Below are 19,879 nucleotides of genomic sequence, written 5' to 3'. Positions count from 1 at the left end.
AAATATATAAACCTTTAAAGATAGGAGGGAGGCGTATGATATAGAGAAGAAAATAAGAACCAAATCAGGGGTGTCTCTGCTTGTTCGGAAATAACCCGACTGACTGTTCGACAGGGACAGTCTGCGTTTTTTTAAATCAAATAATAACAATTGTTCAATTAAAATCGCAATACAACAAATAAAATATGGAAAATGCATTGAACTATAGGAAAGGTCATTTTCTTCGGACCTTACGAAAATTATGCTTGAAAATCGGTCTGACAGCCATTGTCATGTTATCTGTCTCGCCCGTTTTACAGGCTGATGTAACGCATTCGCAGAATGCAAAAATCAATCTTGCTCTTGAGAACGTAACGCTCCCCGATGTCTTTCGTGAGATCGAGAAACAGTCGGAGTATCGTTTCTTCTACAATCGTGCAATCGTAGATACGGAATCCAGACTGAATATCCGGATAGGAGAGAAGGAACTGCCGGAGATACTTGATCAGCTGTTCGGAAATACCGATATGAATTACAAGCTGGTGGACAAGTATATTGTGATCACTCACAAAGAGAAAGCCGGAACAGGCCATTCCGGTTTACGGCAAGCTGCTGACAGGAGGTCGGTTTCCGGAAGGATTACGGACGCGCAAGGTGAACCGGTGATTGGCGCCAACGTCGTAGAGGCGGGAACGACCAACGGTACGGTAACGGATATCGACGGACGTTTTACACTCGAAATTTCCGGCGGAGCAACCTTACATGTTTCGTACATTGGGTATATTGAGCAGACGGTCTCTACTGCAGGAAAAGATGTGATCGATGTGATTCTTCGCGAAGATACAAAGGCACTCGAAGAAGTGGTAGTGGTAGGTTACGGCGTGCAGAAGAAAGCGAACCTGACCGGATCCGTTTCCACTGTCAAATACAATCAGGAGTTAGAGAACCGGCCGATTACGGATCCTTCGCAGGCTCTTTCCGGAAAAATATCCGGCGTATGGGCCAGCCAAAACTCCGGTGCGCCGGGTGCCGACGGTGCAACAATTCGTGTTCGTGGCTACGGCACGCTGAACAATACCGATCCGATGATACTCATTGACGGAGTGGAAGGACGTATGTCGGACGTGAATCCGAGTGACATTGCCTCGATCACGGTTCTTAAAGATGCGGCATCGGCTGCGATCTACGGCTCCCGTGCAGCCAATGGCGTCGTCTTGATCGAGACGAAGAAAGGCGAAGGGGAACAGGTGCACATCAACTATAACGGTTATTTTGGTATGCAACAGTTGGGACGAAAGTATGATCTGATCACCGACAGCCCGCATTATATGCAGCTGTGGAATAAAGCTGTCACAAATGAAGGCGGTGATCCGTTGTTCCCGCAGGATGTCATCGATGCTTTTGCTTCCGGCAATGATCCATATAAATATCCGAGTACGAATTATTTCGATGAAGTATTCCGTAATGCTTTTACGACACAGCATAACGTGTCCGCAACATTTGGCGGAAAAAAATCGAACAGCTACCTTTCGATGGGTTACCTGAAAAATAATGGAACGATTAAAAACACTGATTCAGAGCGTTATAATCTCTCAATTAACAGCGAAGCCAAAGTGGGTGAGTGGTTAACCTTCGGTGGGAGAGGACGTGTGATGCGTACCGTATCGAATCAGCCGTTTGTCGATTATGATGGAGATTACACCTCAGGAATCGAACGTGTCTTCTACATGATGTCTAATGGGCATCCGTTCTCTACCCCCTATTTGCAGGACGGTAAGACATACGGAGGCACGCAGGCGCTCTACCTTTCGGGACCGAAAGCCGGACTGCCGATCGTCGATACCCGTAACCCGTTCCCCGATTTGTATAATGGAAAGAACGAAACGACAACGAACTTCCTCAAAGGAAATGTGTATGCTACATTACATCTGTTTGAGGGGCTGACACTGAGCGCGCATTACAGCGGGCAGTATTGGCATCGGAATATCGATAATTACAATCAACTGGCAACCTGCTATACGGACCTGAACCGGTCGAACCCCACGAAGCCGCTCGATTATCCGTCTACGTTGGAGATATCGCGTATTATGGTCGATGAATATTATTCGACATTCTTTACGAATTTGAATTATAACCGTGTATTGAACAAAATCCATGATGTGAGTTTATTGCTTGGATATCAGCAGGAGGCTACGACTCGTCGTTATACGAAAACGAAAAAAACGGATCCGTCCAAACCCGAACTGCATCAGGTCGCTTCGGGAACGAAGAATCCTTTTGCTGACGGAAATAAATACATGTGGCGAATGATGTCGTGGTTCGGCCGTATTAACTATGCGTTGAACGGAAAATACCTGGCTGAGGTCAACCTGCGCGCCGATGCGTCTTCGCGTTTTGCCAAAGGACATCGTTGGGGCGTTTTTCCGTCTTTCTCGGCCGGCTGGCGTCTGGGGGAAGAACGGTTTATCAAGAACCTCGATCTGTTCAGTAATTTGAAGTTGCGCGCTTCGTGGGGAAAACTCGGAAATCAGAACATCGGAAACACAGCCAATCCGAGCAATGCCAATTATTTCCCTTACCTGACCGTTATTACACAGGATTATCCGAACAGTTATAATTTCAATAATACCCTGGTGCCCGGTGCAGCGATCACGGCTCTTGTCGATCCGAATATTACCTGGGAAACGACAACCTCAACCGATTTTGGGTTCGATATGGGATTCCTGAATAATCGCCTGAATCTCGAAGCTGATTACTTTCAGCGTCTGACAACCGATATTATCGTGCAGCTTCCTATCCCGTCGGTTTTGGGAAATATGGGAGCACCGTTCGAGAATGTCGGTAAAATGAAGAACACCGGAATGGAATTGGGGATAAATTGGCAAGACCAGGACAAAGCCTCGGGCTTGTCATACAGCATCGGAGCAAATCTGACGTATGTAGACAACAAAGTGACAAAATTTCGCGGAGGCAAATCTCCGGACCAACTTTTCCTTATCCGCGAAGGTTATTCGTATAAGACATTGTACGGCTTTATTCAGGAGGGTATCTATCAGACCGATGAAGAAGGTGCAACACACATGAAAAACAATAGCTTTAAGCCTAAAGCCGGCTATATTCGCTACAAGGACGTGAACGGAGACGGCAAACTGGATTACCGCGACAAAGAGGAAATCGGTAATACCATCCCGAAATTTACGTATGGCATCAACGGAAGTCTGTCGTGGAAAGGTTTTGACCTCAATGTACAGTTCTCGGGAATAGCCGGAGTAAAGGGCTATTTTAGAAATGACTGGACTGTTCCATTGGGCGTATCCGGAGGAACGATCACGAAGAAGTGGGAAGGTGCATGGACACCGGAAAATAAGAACAATGAAATACCGCTGATTACGCTCGATGCCGACTGGCATCGTCAAGAATCATCGTTCTGGTCGGCCAACATGTCGTTTTTTAAGTTGAAAAATATTCAGTTAGGATACAACGTGCCGAGAGATATTACTCGTAGCCTGTTTTTGCAAAAGCTATACATTTATCTGAATGCAACGGATGTCTTCACGATCGTGAGCAGCAAATACGAAGGTTTTGATCCCGAAAGGGATTCGTTCGACAGAGGAGGCTATCACTATCCGATTCCTCGTGTTTTCTCTTTAGGACTGAATGTAAGTTTTTGATGTTTAACAATTCAAAATGAAAGAATGATGAAAAAAATAATCTATATGATGCTCACCGTCACATTGACGGGACTCAGCTCATGCGAAAGTTATCTGGATGTATTACCGGATGATAAGATTACGAACGAGATATTTTGGACTTCGCCCGACGATGCCCAACTGGCCTTGAACGGGGTGTACAGTGTGTTGAGAAATAATTTTGTGTACGGCTACGGAGGCGGCTATGACGCCTGTACGCCGAATGCCTATCAGTGGGCGCATTGGGAAGGCAAACAGAAACAGGTCGGTAACGGAACGATTACGTCCGGTATCGGAGGAATTGTTTCCAATCGCTGGAAATATTGTTACGGGGGAATTTACCGTGCAAATTACTTCCTGGAAAACGTAGATAAGATTCCGAATATGGATGCGGCAGCAAAAGAAGTGATGTTGGGCGAAGTATATTTCTTACGCGCTTTGTTCTACGATCTGCTGGTACGTTCGTATGGAGGTGTTCCGCTAATTCTCAAAACAATCACGCCGGAGGAAGGACGTAAGGTAAGTCGCGCTTCCGCCGAAGATATCTGGAAACAGGTACGTCAAGACTTCGACGAAGCCATCAAGCGTCTGCCCAAAAACTCTCCGGATAACGGACGGGCGACATTGGGCGCAGCCTTAGGGATGAAGATGAAAACGTATATGTACACCTCCGAATGGGACAAAGTGCTGGAATATTGCGATAAAATTGACGCGTTGAATAAATATAAGCTTTTTCCCACGTATTACGGGCTGTTCCAGTATGAAAACGAAGGCAATGCCGAAACACTCTTTGCCCTGAGCTTTATGGACGGGGTGTTTCAGCAGGGAAGTATTTTCGACCGTTACTGGCAGCCCCAGAATCTGAAATACGGAATCGACGGCTCCAACTCGGTTGCGCCGACTCAATTACTGGTCGATGAGTATGAGACGCTCGACGGTAGTTCGGTCGACAAGAACGATCCTTACAAAAACAGAGATCCTCGTCTCGATTTTACCATCCTGCGTCCGGGCGCTTATTTTCAGGGGCAGTTGTATCCGACCGAGATCAAGAACCATACGGGGCAGAAGGTCGGTTTCGGTATCCGTAAATATACGATCGAGACTATGCCGGTCGTAGGGCGTCAATCTCCTCTCGACTTTATGATTCTGCGTTATGGCGACGTGCTGTTGTGTCGCGCCGAAGCGATGATCGAGCTGAATAAGGATATCGACGGAGCGATTGATCTGATTAACCGTATCCGTACCGAACGCAAAGACGTGAAGATGCCGCCGGTAAAGAAGGGAGTAGGGCAGGCCGAAGCCCGGAAAGCGTTGCGTCATGAACGGCGCATCGAACTCGCGCTCGAAGGGCAATTCTGGGATGATATCAAGCGTTGGAACGCCGGACCGGAATACTATCCGTGTGACGTGTTCGGAGCCTTGGGCGAAAAGCTGGAGACAAAGTTTCCGAACGGATATAATGTAAAGAAAGACAATGTGCTTCCGATTCCCGACAGTGAGATTTCACTCAACAACAATTTGAAACAGAATGAAGGGTATTGATAGGAAAGGAGGATCAGTTATGAAATTATCGCGTCGTTCTTTTTTAGCGCAAAGCGCGGCCGGCATTGCGGCCGGATTGGGAGTACCGACGTTTGCAGCAAACGCTCTCCCGGAAATTTCCGGGAGAGCGTCCGGCAAGCAACAGATGCAGGGACGCCTCAAACTTGCGGTATCAACGTATTCGTATTGGGGCTTCCGTGAACGTAAAGATTCCATCGAATCGTGTATTCTCAAAGCAGCCGATATGGGTATCGAAGGGGTCGATGTATTGCATCGTCAGATGGATAGCGAAGACAATAGTTATTTGCAGAAGCTGAAACGATTGGCCTACGAGAACGGAGTCGCTCTGGTGTGCCTCTGCATTCATCAGGGATGGGTGAACCCCGATAAGGAATATCGTCAGCGGATGGTAGATCATACAATCCGTTGCATCCGGTTGGCTTATAAGATGGGAATTCCTGCGTTGCGTCTGAATTCGGGTACATGGGGAACCAGCGGCTCGTTCGATAACCTGATGAAAGCACGTGGAATTGAAAAGCCTGTTGAAGGATATACGGATAATGACGCGTTCGGGTGGGTAGAAGATGCGATCTACAAATGCCTGCCCGTAGCCGAAGAGTGTGGCGTGACGCTCGCTCTGGAGAATCACTGGGGTATCGCCGGTACACCCGAAGGGATGCTTCGCATCAAAAACGATGTCCGTTCCAACTGGTTGAAATTACTGGTAGATACGGGTAATTTCCTCGAAGAGCCTTATGACAAACTGGCTCAGGTGCTTCCCGAAGCGATTTTTATCTCGGCCAAGACGTATAACGGAGGAGGAACCTGGTACACGCTCGATCTGGACTATGATCGTATCATCAAACAGATCTACGATGTGGGATTCAGAGGATACCTTACACTCGAGTTCGAAGGCAAGGAAAATCCCGATACGGCCGTACCTGCTTCGATAAAGATGCTGAAAGGCTATATCGACAAGTATTACACGGACTATATCGCCCGGTAGTTACGCTTTCTTTTCATAAGAAGAGCCTGCCCCACACACTGTTGGGGTGGGCTCTTTTTTTTGAGAAACCGATACTGTCTTAAAAAAGTGCGTAAAGTTCAAATTTTATCGTGATCGTAATCCTTTTCTTTGTAAAACATAAAAAAGATGTATCTTTGCGCCCTCCAAAACCACATATTTAGTTCAATGGGATAAACTTTTAACAGATAAATAAAATGAGAATAACTTCTTACAAATTATTACTTTTTATAATGACGCTTTTTTGCGGTTTTATCGGCCGTACGGAAGCCCGGTCAGTCACAAAAATCGAGCTTGGAGGGAACTCAATGCTTCAGGTAGGGACAAATGCAACCATTACAGCCACTGTTTCTCCTTCGGATGCTGCGAATAAGGCTCTCAAGTGGGAGAGTTCAAATGTTGGCGTCGTAGAAATAGTCGGAAGCAATAATAACAATGCTTTTATAAAAGCATATAGTACCGGTTCGGCCTGGATCACCGCTACCGCACAGGACGGCAGCGGCGTGGCAGGCAGTATCCGCATCACTGTCGTACGCCTGATCAATAAAATTATCCTTGGTATACCGGGATCATTTTTAGATATCGGTGTAACGACGGAATTGCCCGTAAGGGTCGAACCGTCTGATGCCACCGGCAAAGATGATTTGAATTGGGACACCAGCAACCCCGATGTCATTTCCGTTACATCTACAGGGCAAATCACAACTCACAAGACGGGAACGGCTGTCATAACAGCTACTGCAAAAGACGGTTCCGGCGTGAGTGGCCAGCTCGCGATCAAAGTCCACAGACCGGTAAGAAAAGTAATTATCGACGGAGGAGATATTACGCTCAAAGAAACCGAAAGAAAGCAACTTACGGCGACGATACAGCCCGCTGATGCATCGGTACAATCCATCAGCTGGCGAACAGACGATAAATCAGTCGCAACAGTAACTTCTTCGGGCTATCTGATAGCAAAGGGAGTAGGGAAAACGACTGTCACGGCATGGTCGGACGATCGGGATGGCGGTTTTCCCAAAGGATCTGTCGAAGTAACTGTAGAGCCATACGAAAACAAACACACACCCGTAGAGAGCGTTGCCATTCGGGAAGGAAATCAAGACTTGAAAGTGAACGATGTAAAACGTCTGACAGCCGTAATAACACCTGATAATGCGACGAATAAGAATATGACGTGGGTGAGCAGTAAAGCGGATATTGCGTCGGTCAGCGCCAATGGACTTGTAAAAGCTCACAAAGCCGGCGAAGCAACCGTTACGGTCACGACTGTCGACGGAGCAAAGACGGCATCCGTACAAATAAAAGTCACGGCTGCTGCCGTTCCTCTTCCTCCTGTTACTTCGGTGACGGGAGTCAGCCTGAACAAGTCGAGTCTTACGCTTCCGGTGGGCGGCAAAGAAGTACTGACGGCAACCGTTACCCCCCATAATGCTACGAACCGGAACGTAACATGGTCGAGCAGCAATGAAGCCGTCGCATCGGTAGACGATAAGGGAGAAGTGACTGCGTACAAAGCCGGTGAAGCAACCGTTACGGTCACGACTGTCGACGGAGCAAAGACGGCATCCGTACAAATAAAAGTCACGGCTGCTGCCGTTCCTCCTCCTCCTGTCACTTCGGTGACGGGAGTCAGCCTGAACAAGTCGAGTCTTACGCTCCCGGTGGGCGGCAAAGAAGTACTGACGACAACCGTTACCCCCCATAATGCTACGAACCGGAACGTAACATGGTCGAGCAGCAATGAAGCCGTCGCATCGGTAGACGATAAGGGGGAAGTGACTGCGTACAAAGCCGGTGAAGCAACCGTTACGGTCACGACTGTCGACGGTAGTAAGACCGCAACATGTAAGGTCATCGTACAACACATTACTAACGCCAATGTCGAGGTCGGTGAAGTCTTCGCCGTGTGGAGTGAAAACGGGCGGTTGCATATTGATTCGCCGGCCGCCGAAACGGTTGATATTTATAGCATAAATGGCGGGTTGCTTGGCCGTATCATTAAAATTCCCGGAAAGGTTGTGCACGACCTCCATCTTTCCTCACAGAGCATGCTTATCGTAAGAGGTTCGTCGGGCTGGACACGTAAAATTAAACTGTGAGACAGAATTATTTCCGTATAAAAGCAAGTGTCTCTTTTATCGGATAGCCGTTATTTTTAACATAATGGGATGCAGCGTTCGACCGCTTGGTTTCATCATATACTCGTTATGCGTATAATTTATTTGGATATGTTAATAACCGGTTGAACTTATCCGAATCTATTCGTTTAATACGATGGGTGATTCTTTTGTATATGTTTGATAAATAGATTTATGGATTGTTATGACTGTTTAATCTCCGCATAAAAATCGGAGAATATGGAAGTGGAAATGTTAGTAACAAGGCGAAAAATAGTAGTCGGTATGCAAGATAAAAAGAAAGACACAGACGTTAAAGCGGAATGATTATTGCTGTTTGATTCAAATATTGACAATAAACAAGGAGAGTCGAGCTATTGGGGGGCGCTTTGCGTCATGATAAATTCGGGGGTCGCGATGTAGCCGATCGAACAGAGGGTGGCGTGCGGTGTGAGGGTTTCGCGGATCGACAGCCGTCTGAGTTGCGGATCGAACGAGACGATTTGCAGGTCGTTCCGCCAGTCGACCGCTCTTTTTCTCATCATTTTAAACGCCGTTTCTTTCGCGCTCCAGCAAATTAACAACGTTTCGGTATCGGGATATTGGCCGATCAGGCGTTGCTCCGCCTTGCCGAGAAAGCGATCGTACAGCTTGCGGATACGTTCGGAGCGGTATTCGATATCGATGCCGATGCGGGGTTGCGTATCGAGCAGTACGGCGGCATAGCCTTTCGTGTGCGAGATGCTGATGTGCAGGTCTGCATCGGGCAGGTAAGGAATGCCGTCGGGGTGATAGGCGACGGGTGTTTCACGGCCGAGCATGGTTTTCAACAATGTGCGCACGGCCAGCCATTCCGTTTGGCGGGTGTCGGACTTGCAACCGGTCAGAAACGGCACGTAATCGTCTTTGCGCGTCAGCAAAGCCAGTAATTCATCGCGGCTTTCTTCGATTTTCCAGATTCCTCGCAGCGGAGTCGTATATTCGGGCAGAACGGGCATGGCTATTTCCAGTCGAACGATTGAATCAGTTCCATCACATCGTGGTGAAGGTATTCGGTCACGGGTGCCACCGAATCGGCATCGACACGATGTTGGTAGTAGATCGCCCCGCGGAAGAAGTGCGAAACACTGTCGGTGAGCATAAACTGGACAGGTGAGGGCGAGTCGCCATCGATCCGGAAGAGCGTGCCGTACACACGGCGCTCGGGAGCTTCGTAAGCCTGTTCGGTAATGGCCTGAGCATCGCGGGCGCTGCGTGCGACGAGTTCACGACACTCCGCTTCGCAGCGAGGAAGCGTCTCACGGGTGATACTTCGGTAGCTGCAATACATTTTGACGTTGAGCGACGGGTAGGTGACGTTCAGCCAGTCTTCCGTCACATCGGCAGGAGGCATTTCGATGGTCACGAGCTGCGATACCCGAAAAGCATAAGCCTGTTCTCCGGCCGTGAACAACGTGTATTTCGCCTGCGGCAGATCGATGCGCAATACGCCGCGCGGCTTTGGCGTGGGTGTCGAGCAGGCTGCACAGCCTGCCAGTAAGAGAATCCATGACAAGATACGCATCGTTATTTCTCTTTTCCGGGAGCCGGAGGGATACGGTCGAATTTCACTTTCAGTACACGTCGTTCATCTGCTTCGAGCACGCGAAAACGATAATTGTGATATTCGATAATCTCACGACGACGGGGTAAAGTGCCTTTGATTTTGAGCAGCAATCCCGTAAGTGTTTCGATATCTTCCGTCAGATCGCCGAACTCCTCCTCGTCGATGTCTGTTTCGCGGAAAAAATCATTCAATTGGATTTTGCCTTCAAAGATATAACTCCCATCCGGAAGTTGGAAATACTGTTTCGCGTCCGTGTCGTATTCGTCCGAAATATCTCCTACGATTTCTTCGATAATATCTTCCATCGTTACTAATCCCGAGGTGCATCCGAACTCATCTACCACGATGGCGATATGCACCCGGTTGGTTCGAAACTCTTCCAGCAGTCCTTCGATCTTTTTTGTCTCAGGTACAAAATATGCCGGACGGATCAGCTTCTGCCATTCAAAATCGCTCGTGTTCTGAATGTAGGGGAGTAAGTCCTTAGCATACAGGACACCCGTCACGTTATCTTCCGTCTCTTCGTAGATGGGGATACGTGAAAAACCGCTTCGGATGATGATGTCGAGCGCTTCTTTGAAAGTGCATTTCGCATTGATGGCTTTCATGTCGAGCCGTGGCACCATGATCTCATCGGCAGTCTTATTATAAAAATGTACGATCTCTTCAAGCATCTCTTTCTCGTCGGCCGATTCTTTCGAAATAATGGTAGATTCGGAGGGTTGCGATTCGTGCTTGTGTTGATTGGCCGGAGGAGCGCACATCCATCGGCTGACCGGCCGGCAGAGCCAGTCGATCGTTTTGAGGAAAGGAGCCGTCCGACGTGCCACGTCAAGCTGTCTGCCCTGTGTCAAAAACTTAGGAAACCATCCTTTGAAGATGAACAGCAGCAGTACAAGGACGAAAATCCCGGCCACGCATCCGCCGACCGATTGAATAGTCGAACATACGGACTGAAGGCCGTACATTCCGGCTATCGTCATTGTAATGATCAGTATTGTCTGTATCATCGCAATAGCAGTACGCGTCTGTTGCGGACGGTCTGACAGTTGTCTGATGAATTTGTCGCTCGTGCTTTTCTCTTCCCGTACTTGATTCGTCTCGTCGGCCGACAGAGAGAACAAGGCACGTTCTGCTGCGGCTAACCATCCGGAAAGAACCAGCAGCAAAAGTATTACGACCAAAATAATCACAGCATTCCAAACAGGCTCGTGATACACGGCCTGTAATAACATACTCGGGTAATAATCGTCTGAATCCAAGGTGTAATTTGTGAGGTGTTAAGATAAGGTTAGAACGGCAGATCGTCGATCTCGTCCGTTCCCGAAGGCATCGTCGGGTCGGGTGGTATTTGTGTTGAGGCGGCAATCTGTGTCTGTACCGGGAGGTCACCTTCCTGCGGCCTGCGGCCTGAAGAGAAAAACTCGATGCGGTCGGCATGGATTTCCGTTACATACCGTTTGATACCATTCTGGTCGTCGTAGTTCCGTGTCCGGATCTTCCCTTCGATATAAACCATCGAACCTTTTTTGACATACCGCTCTACAAATTGCGCACGCTCACGATTGGCTACGATATTGTGCCATTCTGTCCGCTCGGGGATTTCCGTTCCGTTCGCAAGTTTATATCCGCGCTCGTTGGTGGCCAGTGAAAAGTTTGCTACCGCATTTCCACTGTCGAAATAACGTACATCGGGGTCTTTCCCGACGTTTCCAATCAAAATGACTTTGTTTAATGACATAGGACTTGTTCTTTATAAAGGTTTGAGGAACAAATATAGGTGTCTTTTATGAACTGTACAAATTTACAGGTAAAAAAATAACGTTGTCCGAATTATTTTTCTTCTATCTTTGATAAAAGATTGACAATCAGTTTTGGAAAAGGATATGCGTCAATCGCTTCCCGCGACGTTCGGACCATCTTTTTTAGAGCTGCATTTTCTTGCTGAACTTCTACCATATAGCATGTTACATGTAATGTCTGATGTGAGAGGACATGCCGGATTTCATCGGCGACCAAGGTAAATTCCGGTCGTCCTGTTTTTTGGAAAAGTTTCCCGAAGGCAGATGTCTCCTGCAAAACGTTCAAATCGGCCGGCATCTCGGTTTCTATCATGGGCAACTCAAACAGTCCTTTCCAAATGTCGCTTCCGTTGCGTTGATGCAGGTAGGTGTTCGTGTTATGTTTGATAAAAAAGTAATGAAAGAAACGATCGCGCGTTTTTGTTTTATGCTGTTTGACAGGAAAACGATGCGGATCGCCGGAGGCATGTCCGGCACATTGTTCAACCATCGGGCAACTTGTGCAATCGGGGTTTCGGGGGATGCAATGCAATGCTCCGAATTCCATCAGTGCCTGATTATGCTCGCCGGCATGTCGGGGAGGCATCACAAGCGTTGCCAGCCGACGGTATTCACGAATCCCTTTTCCACTGTCTGCGGGTGTCTGTACCGCAAAGAGCCGTCCCAATACCCGGATCACATTCCCGTCGATGGCCGGATAAGGCAGATTCCATGTGAAAGAAGCAATGGCTGCCGCCGTATATTCTCCAATACCTTTGAGCGTGCGGATCGCCTCGTACGACGAAGGGAAAACTCCGTCGTATCGTTGCCGGATATCTTGTGCGGCCTCGTGCAGATTGCGTGCGCGGGAGTAATACCCCAACCCCTGCCAGTATTTCAGTACCTCTTCCTGCGAAGCATCGGCAAGGCTTCGGACATCGGGAAATCGCTCGATAAAACGGTAATAGTAATCCAGCCCCTGGGCTACACGTGTCTGTTGGAGAATAACTTCAGAAATCCATATACGATACGGATCGGAAGTGTTTCGCCACGGTAAATCCCGCTTGTTTATTCTGTACCATGCCCGAATTCGTTCGCTCTCTGGATATCGTTCGTTTTTTTGCTTCATGTTGTTGCTTCTTGGCGGACAAAAATACGTATTTCCGAGCATTCTCAAAGCCGTCGAATGGCCTGTCTTCCTCATGAAATAGCGGATAAAAACAGGATTTTATTCTTTTGATCTGTTTTAAAATCAGTAAGTTGGAAAATAATCAATCTTTTTTTTCAAAAAAGTGTATTATTTCAAATAAAACCTATATCTTTGCAGTCCAAAAAATTAGAATTTATTCATTTAATATTTATTGACATGACAAAAGCAGATATTGTTAGCGAGATCGCAAAGAGCACAGGCATTGACAAAAACGCAGTTTTGGCAAGTGTGGAGTCGTTTATGAGCGTAGTAAAGAAATCCTTGTCCGAAGGAGAGAATGTGTATCTCCGCGGCTTTGGAAGTTTTGTGGTAAAAAGACGGGCACAAAAAACGGCGCGTAACATTTCGAAGAATACCACGATGATTATTCCGGAGCATGACATTCCGTCTTTCAAGCCCGCCCGGATATTCATGAATCAAGTGGCAAACAAATAATGATTAATCACTAATCAACAGGAATTATGCCAAGCGGAAAAAAAAGAAAAAGACATAAAATGTCGACGCACAAGCGTAAGAAAAGACTTAAAAAGAACCGACACAAGAAGAAATAAGTCTTTCAAAAGGGTTTTAAAGAACAAACTTAATCAGATTTTTTAAGTTTGTTCTTTTTCATAATGAATAAGAACAACGAGAAATAGCATCATTGTGGTAAGCGAATTAGTAGTAGATGTCGAATCGGATGAAATTTCCATCGCCGTATTGGAAGACAAGAGTTTGGTAGAGCTCCAGAAGGAGCCCCGGAGTGATTCTTTTGCGGTGGGCAACATTTATCTGGCACGGATAAAAAAATTGTTGCCGGGTTTGAATGCCGCATTCGTCGACGTGGGGTGCAAAAAAGATGCGTTTCTTCATTATCAAGATTTGGGTCCAAACTTCAACACGCAACAGAAGTTTCTTAAACAATGGCGGGGCGACCCCAAAAAACGGCAACCTGTGTCGAAGACTTCGATTCTTCCCGAGATCGAGAAAGACGGAAGTATCGGCAATATATTGACGGTAGGTGATGAGATTTTGGTACAGATTGCTAAAGAACCGATTTCAACCAAAGGACCTCGACTGACGGCCGAGTTGTCCTTTGCAGGACGTTTTTTGGTACTGATACCGTTCTCCGACAAAATTTCCGTTTCAACGAAAATTAAATCGAATGAAGAACGGGCGCGTCTTCGTCAGTTGATGCAAAGTGTCAAACCCAAGAATTTCAGTGTGATTGTGCGTACTTCGGCCGAAGGAAAACGAGTGGCCGAGCTGGATGGAGAGTTGAAAAATTTGCTAAAACGGTGGGAGGATCATATTCCTAAAGTTCCCCAATCAAAGGCTCCAACTCTTATATATGAAGAAACAGCTCGAACGGTAGCGCTTCTGCGCGATATCTTCAACGCGTCATTCGAGCATATTTACGTAAATAACAAACAGGTATACGAAAACGTATATGATTATGTGAGCCTGATTGCTCCCGAACAGAAGAACATCGTCAAGCTATATACGGACGATATGCCTATTTTTGATAAATTTGGTGTTACCAGACAGATTAAGTCGCTGTTTGGACGAACCGTAACATATAAGAGTGGGGCCTACCTGATTATCGAGCATACGGAAGCAATGCACGTGATCGACGTCAATAGTGGCAACCGGATGAAAGGCAGCACAGAGCAGGAAAAGACGGCGTTCGATGTCAATATCGCAGCGGCCAATGAGATAGCCCGACAGTTGCGATTGCGCGATATGGGCGGGATCATTGTGATTGATTTTATCGATTTGGCAGAGGCGTCGAACCGGCAACAATTGTACGAGCATATGACAAAGGCCATGGCCAATGACCGGGCTAAACATAATATTCTCCCACTCAGTAAATTTTGTCTGATGCAGATCACTCGTCAGCGGGTTCGACCGATTCTGGATGTGAAGACAACCGAGAAGTGTCCCTCTTGCTTCGGAACGGGAACCATTAAATCTTCCATCTTGTTTACCGACAATCTGGAAGGGAAGATAGACTGCCTTGTTAACAAACATAACGTTAAAAAAATCACGCTGCATGTGCATCCTTATGTAGCAGCCTATATTAATAAGGGATTTCTGTCGCTGGCCATGAAATGGAAGATGAAATATTCTTTTCAACTGAAGGTCGTGCCTGATGAAAGCATGGCTTTTCTGGAATACCGATTCTACGATCAGGAGAAAAACGAGTTGGATATGCAGGAAGAAAAGGAAGCAATAAAATAGAGCAAAAGATTCTTTATCTTTTGCTTTTTTTTTACTTTTGCTGCCGTTAACAAAACAGATCAGAAACAAAGATTGAGGAATGAATAAGTTGATATTACCGTACGTCTGTCTGCTTTTCATGGAGGTTATCGTAACGGCACAGGAAAAGGTCATTCGACTTTTTCCGGAAGGGGCTCCCGGAGAAACTGTTCCGATGGTCGAAAAGATCAGTAAGGACGGGAATAGAGTGGCCGGAGAAATTGTATGCCGGATTACGAATGTCAGCGATCCGACGATTGCTATTTATCAGCCCTCGGAAGAATTGGCCGGCGGATCAGCCATGATTGTCTGTCCGGGTGGAGGATACGATATTCTGGCGTATGATCTGGAGGGCGATGAGGTATGCCTTTGGTTAAACGAATTGGGAATTACTGCCGTATTATTGAAATACCGTGTGCCTCGCCGTGAAGGACGACCGAAACATGAGGCGCCGTTGCAGGATTTGCAACGTGCCATTAGTTATGTGCGTGCGAATGCTTCAGAATTGAATATCGATGCGAGCCGAATCGGAGTGATGGGTTTTTCGGCTGGAGCGCATCTCGCTGTAATGGGGTCTACCTCATTTAATAAAAGAACATATTCAACAAACAACGCGATAGATAAGGTGAGTTGCCGCCCTAACTTCTGTCTGCTGATTTATCCGGCTTATCTGGCGGGCGAAGATTTCGGACTGGCTCCGGAGATTCAGATTGTTCCGAAAACACCGCCGACCATGTTGATTCAGACCGAAGATGATCATTCGTTTATCAACAGCAGCCTCTTTTATTACTATGCGCTGAAAGAAGCAAATATCCCGGTATGGATGCACCTTTACAGAAAAGGAGGACATGGCTATGGTTTGCGCGATACGGGTGTGATGGTCAACAGCTGGGTGGATCGCGCCGAAGACTGGTTTCGCGAAATCGGTGTGATAGAAACGGAGTAAGAGTGTGCTTCCGATCGTCTGTCTTCTCCGGTCTGTTTTGATTTTTATTTCTCGGCATGGATGAAATCCCTGTTTTTTTGTAGATTTGTCGGTGTAATTTCAAAAACATCTTGATATGGAAAATGTGATTTACATCGTTATCGCCATTATTGCGGTGGGGGTAGGCGGATATATGCTGTATTTGAATTTTCAGACGAAGAAGGCTCGAAAAATACAACTGGCCGAGTTTAATACGCGCTATTCGGGTAAACTGTTGGGTGAAAATTATCAACGAGCCATGGGGTATGGGGCTATTTTGGCATGTTACCGCGGCGAACAGATTTTGTCGCTGATACCCAAAGAGCCTACGGATGTCTACCGTCAGGGAATGAACAAGCAATGGGAAATTGTTGACGAACAGTCGGCTGTAAACGCCATTAACGGATTATTGAGCCTGCAACGGAGTCAGAAATATGACGAGTTTATTCGCACTCACTCAACGAACAAAGATCTGAATAAGATTTATGCCCGGATAGCTCAAGAGTTGAACTTACCGGAAGAGGACGTAAGAGCTATTCAATCGACCTATGCCTGGGACATCGGACGTGCTGTAAGTGTGGCAAAATGGTGCTTCTGGATCGGATATCTTACCGAAGAACAGTTCTACCGTTGTCTCGATCAATGTATAAACATCGTATTGCAACGTGGAAGAGATTGGACGGAATACACGTGCTCATTCCTTTTGGGACGATGTATTCACGGGTTTCAATTAGACGATGTGATTTTGGCTGCGCAGAACTTACTTTCGCCTTCCGAAAGTATGAAGAAGAAAGACTCTAATATTACAATATATCAAAATATTACGTTTAAATAGAAGCATAGGGGAGGGCCTGTTTTTGGCTTTTCTTTTTTTTTCGCAGCAATTAATCTATTATCAGTAGTTCAGTATATGACGGTATGGTTTTCAGAAGGTGATAAGAATTTGTGTCATAGTCAATGTGGCAACAGTAATGCTCCATACCGTTGCTGACAATTAAATATTGTACCCTCAGCACCAGGTTATAACGTGTTATCTGCTCGAAGACGTCTTGGGAAATCCGCACGGAGGGAGCCTTGTATTCAATAATAGCCAATGGCTTCAAGTAAGTGTCGTAAATGACGGTATCACATCGGCGGGAAAGAGCGTTGAGCGTAATAGCCACTTCATTGGCCATTAATTCCTTCGGTACATTTTTCGCTGTGAGTAGATAATTTACGAAATGTTGCCGTACCCATTCCTCCGGAGTCAGCACCACATTTTTGCGGCGCAAAAGATCGAAGACGTAATACTTTCCGTTTTTTTCTGTTATTTTTAGCGGACATTTGGGCAGATTTAACGAGTACATTGCTTATATTTGCTTGCGAATTTACCAACAAAGATAGAAAAGGATTTATGAAAACGAAACAGGAAATTGTTGAAAATTGGCTTCCGCGATATACCGACCGCAAACTGGAAGATTTTTCGGAGTATATATTGTTGACGAATTTCACCAAATACGTCGAATTGTTTGCCGATCATTTCAAGGTGCCGATTTTGGGACTTCGAAATTCCATGCCAAACGCCTCCGGAGGAGGAATTACGATTATCAACTTTGGAATGGGAAGTTCAAATGCTGCGACGATCATGGATCTATTGTCGGCTGTGATGCCTAAGGCCGTACTCTTCCTGGGTAAATGTGGCGGGCTGAAGAGGGCCAACTCACTTGGTGATTATGTTCTTCCGATAGCGGCCATACGCGGGGAGGGCACCTCGAACGATTACCTTCCGCCCGAAGTGCCTTCGCTACCGGCATTTTCGATGCTCCGCGCGATCTCGTCGTCCATACGCGACAAGGGGCATGACTATTGGACCGGTACGATTTACACGACGAATCGCCGCGTGTGGGAATATGATACGGCATTTAAGGAGTATCTGAAGAAGACGCATGCCACAGGCATTGATATGGAAACGGCGACGTTGCTGACGGCCGGTTTTGCCAACCAGATACCTACCGGCGCCCTGCTGATGATCTCCGACAAGCCGCTTGAGGAGCATGGGGTAAAGACCCAGGAGAGCGACAAGAGTGTAACACAAAAGTTTGCTCCCGAACATGTTGAGCTGGGTATCAGTGCGCTGGAGATGATGATCGAAGGGAAGAAAACCGTGCAGCACATCAAATTCAGCTGGTAAACACCTACAACATGGCCGGAAAAGAAGCGACGTACGAAGAAATCTGCCGAGACATCAAGGCTAAAAAGTTCAGCCCCATCTATGTGTTGATGGGGGAAGAACCTTATTTTATCGATCGGATTTCGGAATTACTTCTGCAATGTGTACTCAATGAATCGGAGCGCGATTTTAACCAGATCATTCTGTACGGAGCCGATACGAAAGCGGTCGATATCATCAATGCCGCCCGACGCTTCCCGATGATGTCCGAGTATCAATTAGTCGTGGTCCGGGAGGCACAATTGGTTACCAATATCGATTTGCTGACCAACTATGCCAAAAATCCGCTTGCATCAACCATCCTTGTGATCGAGTATAAATATAAAAAGCTGGATGGGCGTAAAAGCCTCAGTGCGGCAGTGGCAAAAACAGGCATTCTGTTCGACTCGAAAAAGATTCCGGACTATAAAATCGAAGATTATATCTCGTCAGTGCTTCGTGAACGTGCTTTCGAGGCAGATCGCAAGGCGGCGGCCATGTTATCCGAATATCTGGGAAACGATTTGGCTTTGCTTCACCAAACCTTGGATAAACTGCGGATTCTTCTGACAGATTCTCCTGAAAAAAAAATCACTCCTGAGCTGATCGAAAAAAACGTAGGCATCAGTAAGGAATACAATAATTTTGAATTGCAACGAGCGATTGCCGATAAAGATGTGATGAAAGCAAACCGTATAGCGCATTATTTCGAACAAAATCCGAACAGTCACCCCATTCAGGCAACGCTTCCTGTGCTGTTTAACTATTTCTCCAACCTGTTGATCGGTTATTATGCCAAAGATCGTTCGGAAAGAGGACTGATGAATGCCCTGAACCTGCGTTTCCCCATTCAGGTAAAGGACTATCAGAGCGGTATAAGGAATTATAGCGCAATGAAAGTTTTTCAGGCGATTCATGAAATTCGGATGGCAGACGCCCGATCGAAAGGAATTGACGTGACCTCGTCTATGACACAGGGCGAAATCATGAAGGAGTTATTGTATAAGATTATGCATTGACACCTCACGGAATATCAGAATATTTTTCTTCTTTTTTTCCTCTATCACGACCTTTAATCTTCTTTCCCTAATTTGTATAGGAAGCAAATACAAAGTAAAATGTCCTGTCGGCATCGTATAGTTTCAGTATGCCGGTTTCCTAATATGTCTATTCTTTCGACTGTCGAGAGATAGTAAAACTCGTTATCAAAACGCCTTGTATCTAAAAAGGTACAAGGTTATTCTTGAGGAAAAAAATCACAACAATATACAATTGTATTTTTTATACAGCCGGTTATGGGGAATATACAAGCATAAACCCATCAGAATAATTATAAATGTATATTTTGAATGGTTTATATATGTTTTTGATTGGATGTAAATTCTTTTTCGATATACAATTGTTCCCCGTAAACAATCGTATACCTACGGCTAAATACATAATTTTATGATTCGTTAATATCAATACATCCAGTATTTTAATCTGATTGAAAGGAGTAATACTTTAAATTTAAACCTACTGATTGTACGGTAAGAGTT

Annotated in this window: 16 protein-coding genes; 10 read left to right on the top strand and 6 right to left on the bottom strand. The window is 46.2% G+C overall.

Annotation, left to right across the window (positions count from 1 at the left end; translation table 11 throughout):
- The first annotated feature begins 185 nt into the window (after positions 1-185).
- The 4 genes from Tanf_RS12625 to Tanf_RS13930 all read left to right on the top strand — a co-directional run bounded on the left by Tanf_RS12625 (position 186) and on the right by Tanf_RS13930 (position 8,336).
- Entirely contained in the window at positions 186-3,650 is a 3,465-nt protein-coding gene (locus Tanf_RS12625; protein ID WP_052449117.1) for a TonB-dependent receptor, read from the top strand.
- 24 nt (positions 3,651-3,674) lie between these two features.
- Complete coding sequence (locus tag Tanf_RS12620) at positions 3,675-5,210, top strand: RagB/SusD family nutrient uptake outer membrane protein (RefSeq protein ID WP_052449116.1); 1,536 nt, start codon at positions 3,675-3,677, stop codon at positions 5,208-5,210.
- Between the two features lie 19 nt (positions 5,211-5,229).
- Positions 5,230-6,216 carry a sugar phosphate isomerase/epimerase family protein gene (locus Tanf_RS12615; protein WP_052449115.1) on the top strand — a complete coding sequence of 329 codons (987 nt, stop codon included), beginning with the start codon at positions 5,230-5,232 and terminating at the stop codon, positions 6,214-6,216.
- Between the two features lie 215 nt (positions 6,217-6,431).
- The gene (locus Tanf_RS13930; RefSeq protein ID WP_080948644.1) at positions 6,432-8,336 is read left to right on the top strand and encodes an Ig-like domain-containing protein; all 1,905 of its coding nucleotides are present in this window, start codon (positions 6,432-6,434) and stop codon (positions 8,334-8,336) included.
- A 392-nt stretch (positions 8,337-8,728) separates the two neighbouring features.
- Here the strand turns inward: Tanf_RS13930 and Tanf_RS12600 are convergent, their stop codons facing one another.
- The 5 genes from Tanf_RS12600 to mutY form a co-directional block, all read right to left on the bottom strand.
- Entirely contained in the window at positions 8,729-9,352 is a 624-nt protein-coding gene (locus tag Tanf_RS12600) for a 4'-phosphopantetheinyl transferase family protein (RefSeq protein WP_046826103.1), read from the bottom strand.
- 2 nt (positions 9,353-9,354) lie between these two features.
- A complete protein-coding gene (gene gldD, locus Tanf_RS12595; RefSeq protein WP_046826102.1) occupies positions 9,355-9,918 on the bottom strand; it encodes a gliding motility lipoprotein GldD in 564 nt (187 codons plus the stop codon).
- A gap of 2 nt (positions 9,919-9,920) precedes the next feature.
- Positions 9,921-11,222: a CNNM domain-containing protein gene (locus tag Tanf_RS12590; protein WP_169746462.1), complete on the bottom strand. Its 1,302-nt coding sequence runs from the start codon at positions 11,220-11,222 to the stop codon at positions 9,921-9,923.
- Positions 11,223-11,251: 29 nt separating this feature from the next.
- Entirely contained in the window at positions 11,252-11,701 is a 450-nt protein-coding gene (locus Tanf_RS12585) for a single-stranded DNA-binding protein (protein ID WP_014226022.1), read from the bottom strand.
- A gap of 92 nt (positions 11,702-11,793) precedes the next feature.
- The gene (gene mutY, locus Tanf_RS12580) at positions 11,794-12,870 is read right to left on the bottom strand and encodes an A/G-specific adenine glycosylase (RefSeq protein WP_046826100.1); all 1,077 of its coding nucleotides are present in this window, start codon (positions 12,868-12,870) and stop codon (positions 11,794-11,796) included.
- A 237-nt stretch (positions 12,871-13,107) separates the two neighbouring features.
- Here mutY and Tanf_RS12575 point away from each other — a divergent pair, with 237 nt between their 5' ends.
- From Tanf_RS12575 to Tanf_RS12560, 4 genes are all read left to right on the top strand, one after another.
- Entirely contained in the window at positions 13,108-13,386 is a 279-nt protein-coding gene (locus tag Tanf_RS12575) for an HU family DNA-binding protein (protein WP_041590922.1), read from the top strand.
- A 210-nt stretch (positions 13,387-13,596) separates the two neighbouring features.
- A complete protein-coding gene (locus Tanf_RS12570) occupies positions 13,597-15,171 on the top strand; it encodes an Rne/Rng family ribonuclease (RefSeq protein WP_014226018.1) in 1,575 nt (524 codons plus the stop codon).
- Between the two features lie 79 nt (positions 15,172-15,250).
- Entirely contained in the window at positions 15,251-16,135 is an 885-nt protein-coding gene (locus Tanf_RS12565; RefSeq protein ID WP_046826099.1) for an alpha/beta hydrolase, read from the top strand.
- Between the two features lie 115 nt (positions 16,136-16,250).
- Positions 16,251-16,988: a DUF1266 domain-containing protein gene (locus Tanf_RS12560; RefSeq protein ID WP_014226016.1), complete on the top strand. Its 738-nt coding sequence runs from the start codon at positions 16,251-16,253 to the stop codon at positions 16,986-16,988.
- 49 nt (positions 16,989-17,037) lie between these two features.
- Here Tanf_RS12560 and Tanf_RS12555 read toward each other — a convergent pair whose 3' ends face one another.
- Positions 17,038-17,499, bottom strand: a complete 462-nt coding sequence (locus Tanf_RS12555; RefSeq protein ID WP_014226015.1) for a type I restriction enzyme HsdR N-terminal domain-containing protein — start codon at positions 17,497-17,499, stop codon at positions 17,038-17,040.
- A 47-nt stretch (positions 17,500-17,546) separates the two neighbouring features.
- Here Tanf_RS12555 and Tanf_RS12550 point away from each other — a divergent pair, with 47 nt between their 5' ends.
- Both Tanf_RS12550 and holA read left to right on the top strand, forming a co-directional pair.
- Positions 17,547-18,323: an AMP nucleosidase gene (locus Tanf_RS12550; RefSeq protein WP_041591356.1), complete on the top strand. Its 777-nt coding sequence runs from the start codon at positions 17,547-17,549 to the stop codon at positions 18,321-18,323.
- An 11-nt stretch (positions 18,324-18,334) separates the two neighbouring features.
- Positions 18,335-19,360 (top strand): DNA polymerase III subunit delta, encoded by a 1,026-nt coding sequence (gene holA, locus Tanf_RS12545; RefSeq protein WP_046826098.1) that lies wholly within the window; start codon positions 18,335-18,337, stop codon positions 19,358-19,360.
- The last annotated feature ends 519 nt before the right edge of the window (positions 19,361-19,879 follow it).

This window comes from Tannerella forsythia, from assembly GCF_001006485.1.
Classification (GTDB): Bacteria; Bacteroidota; Bacteroidia; order Bacteroidales; family Tannerellaceae; genus Tannerella; species Tannerella forsythia.
Note: the sequence above shows the minus strand (reverse complement) of the source record. Positions and strands in the feature narration are given on the sequence as shown.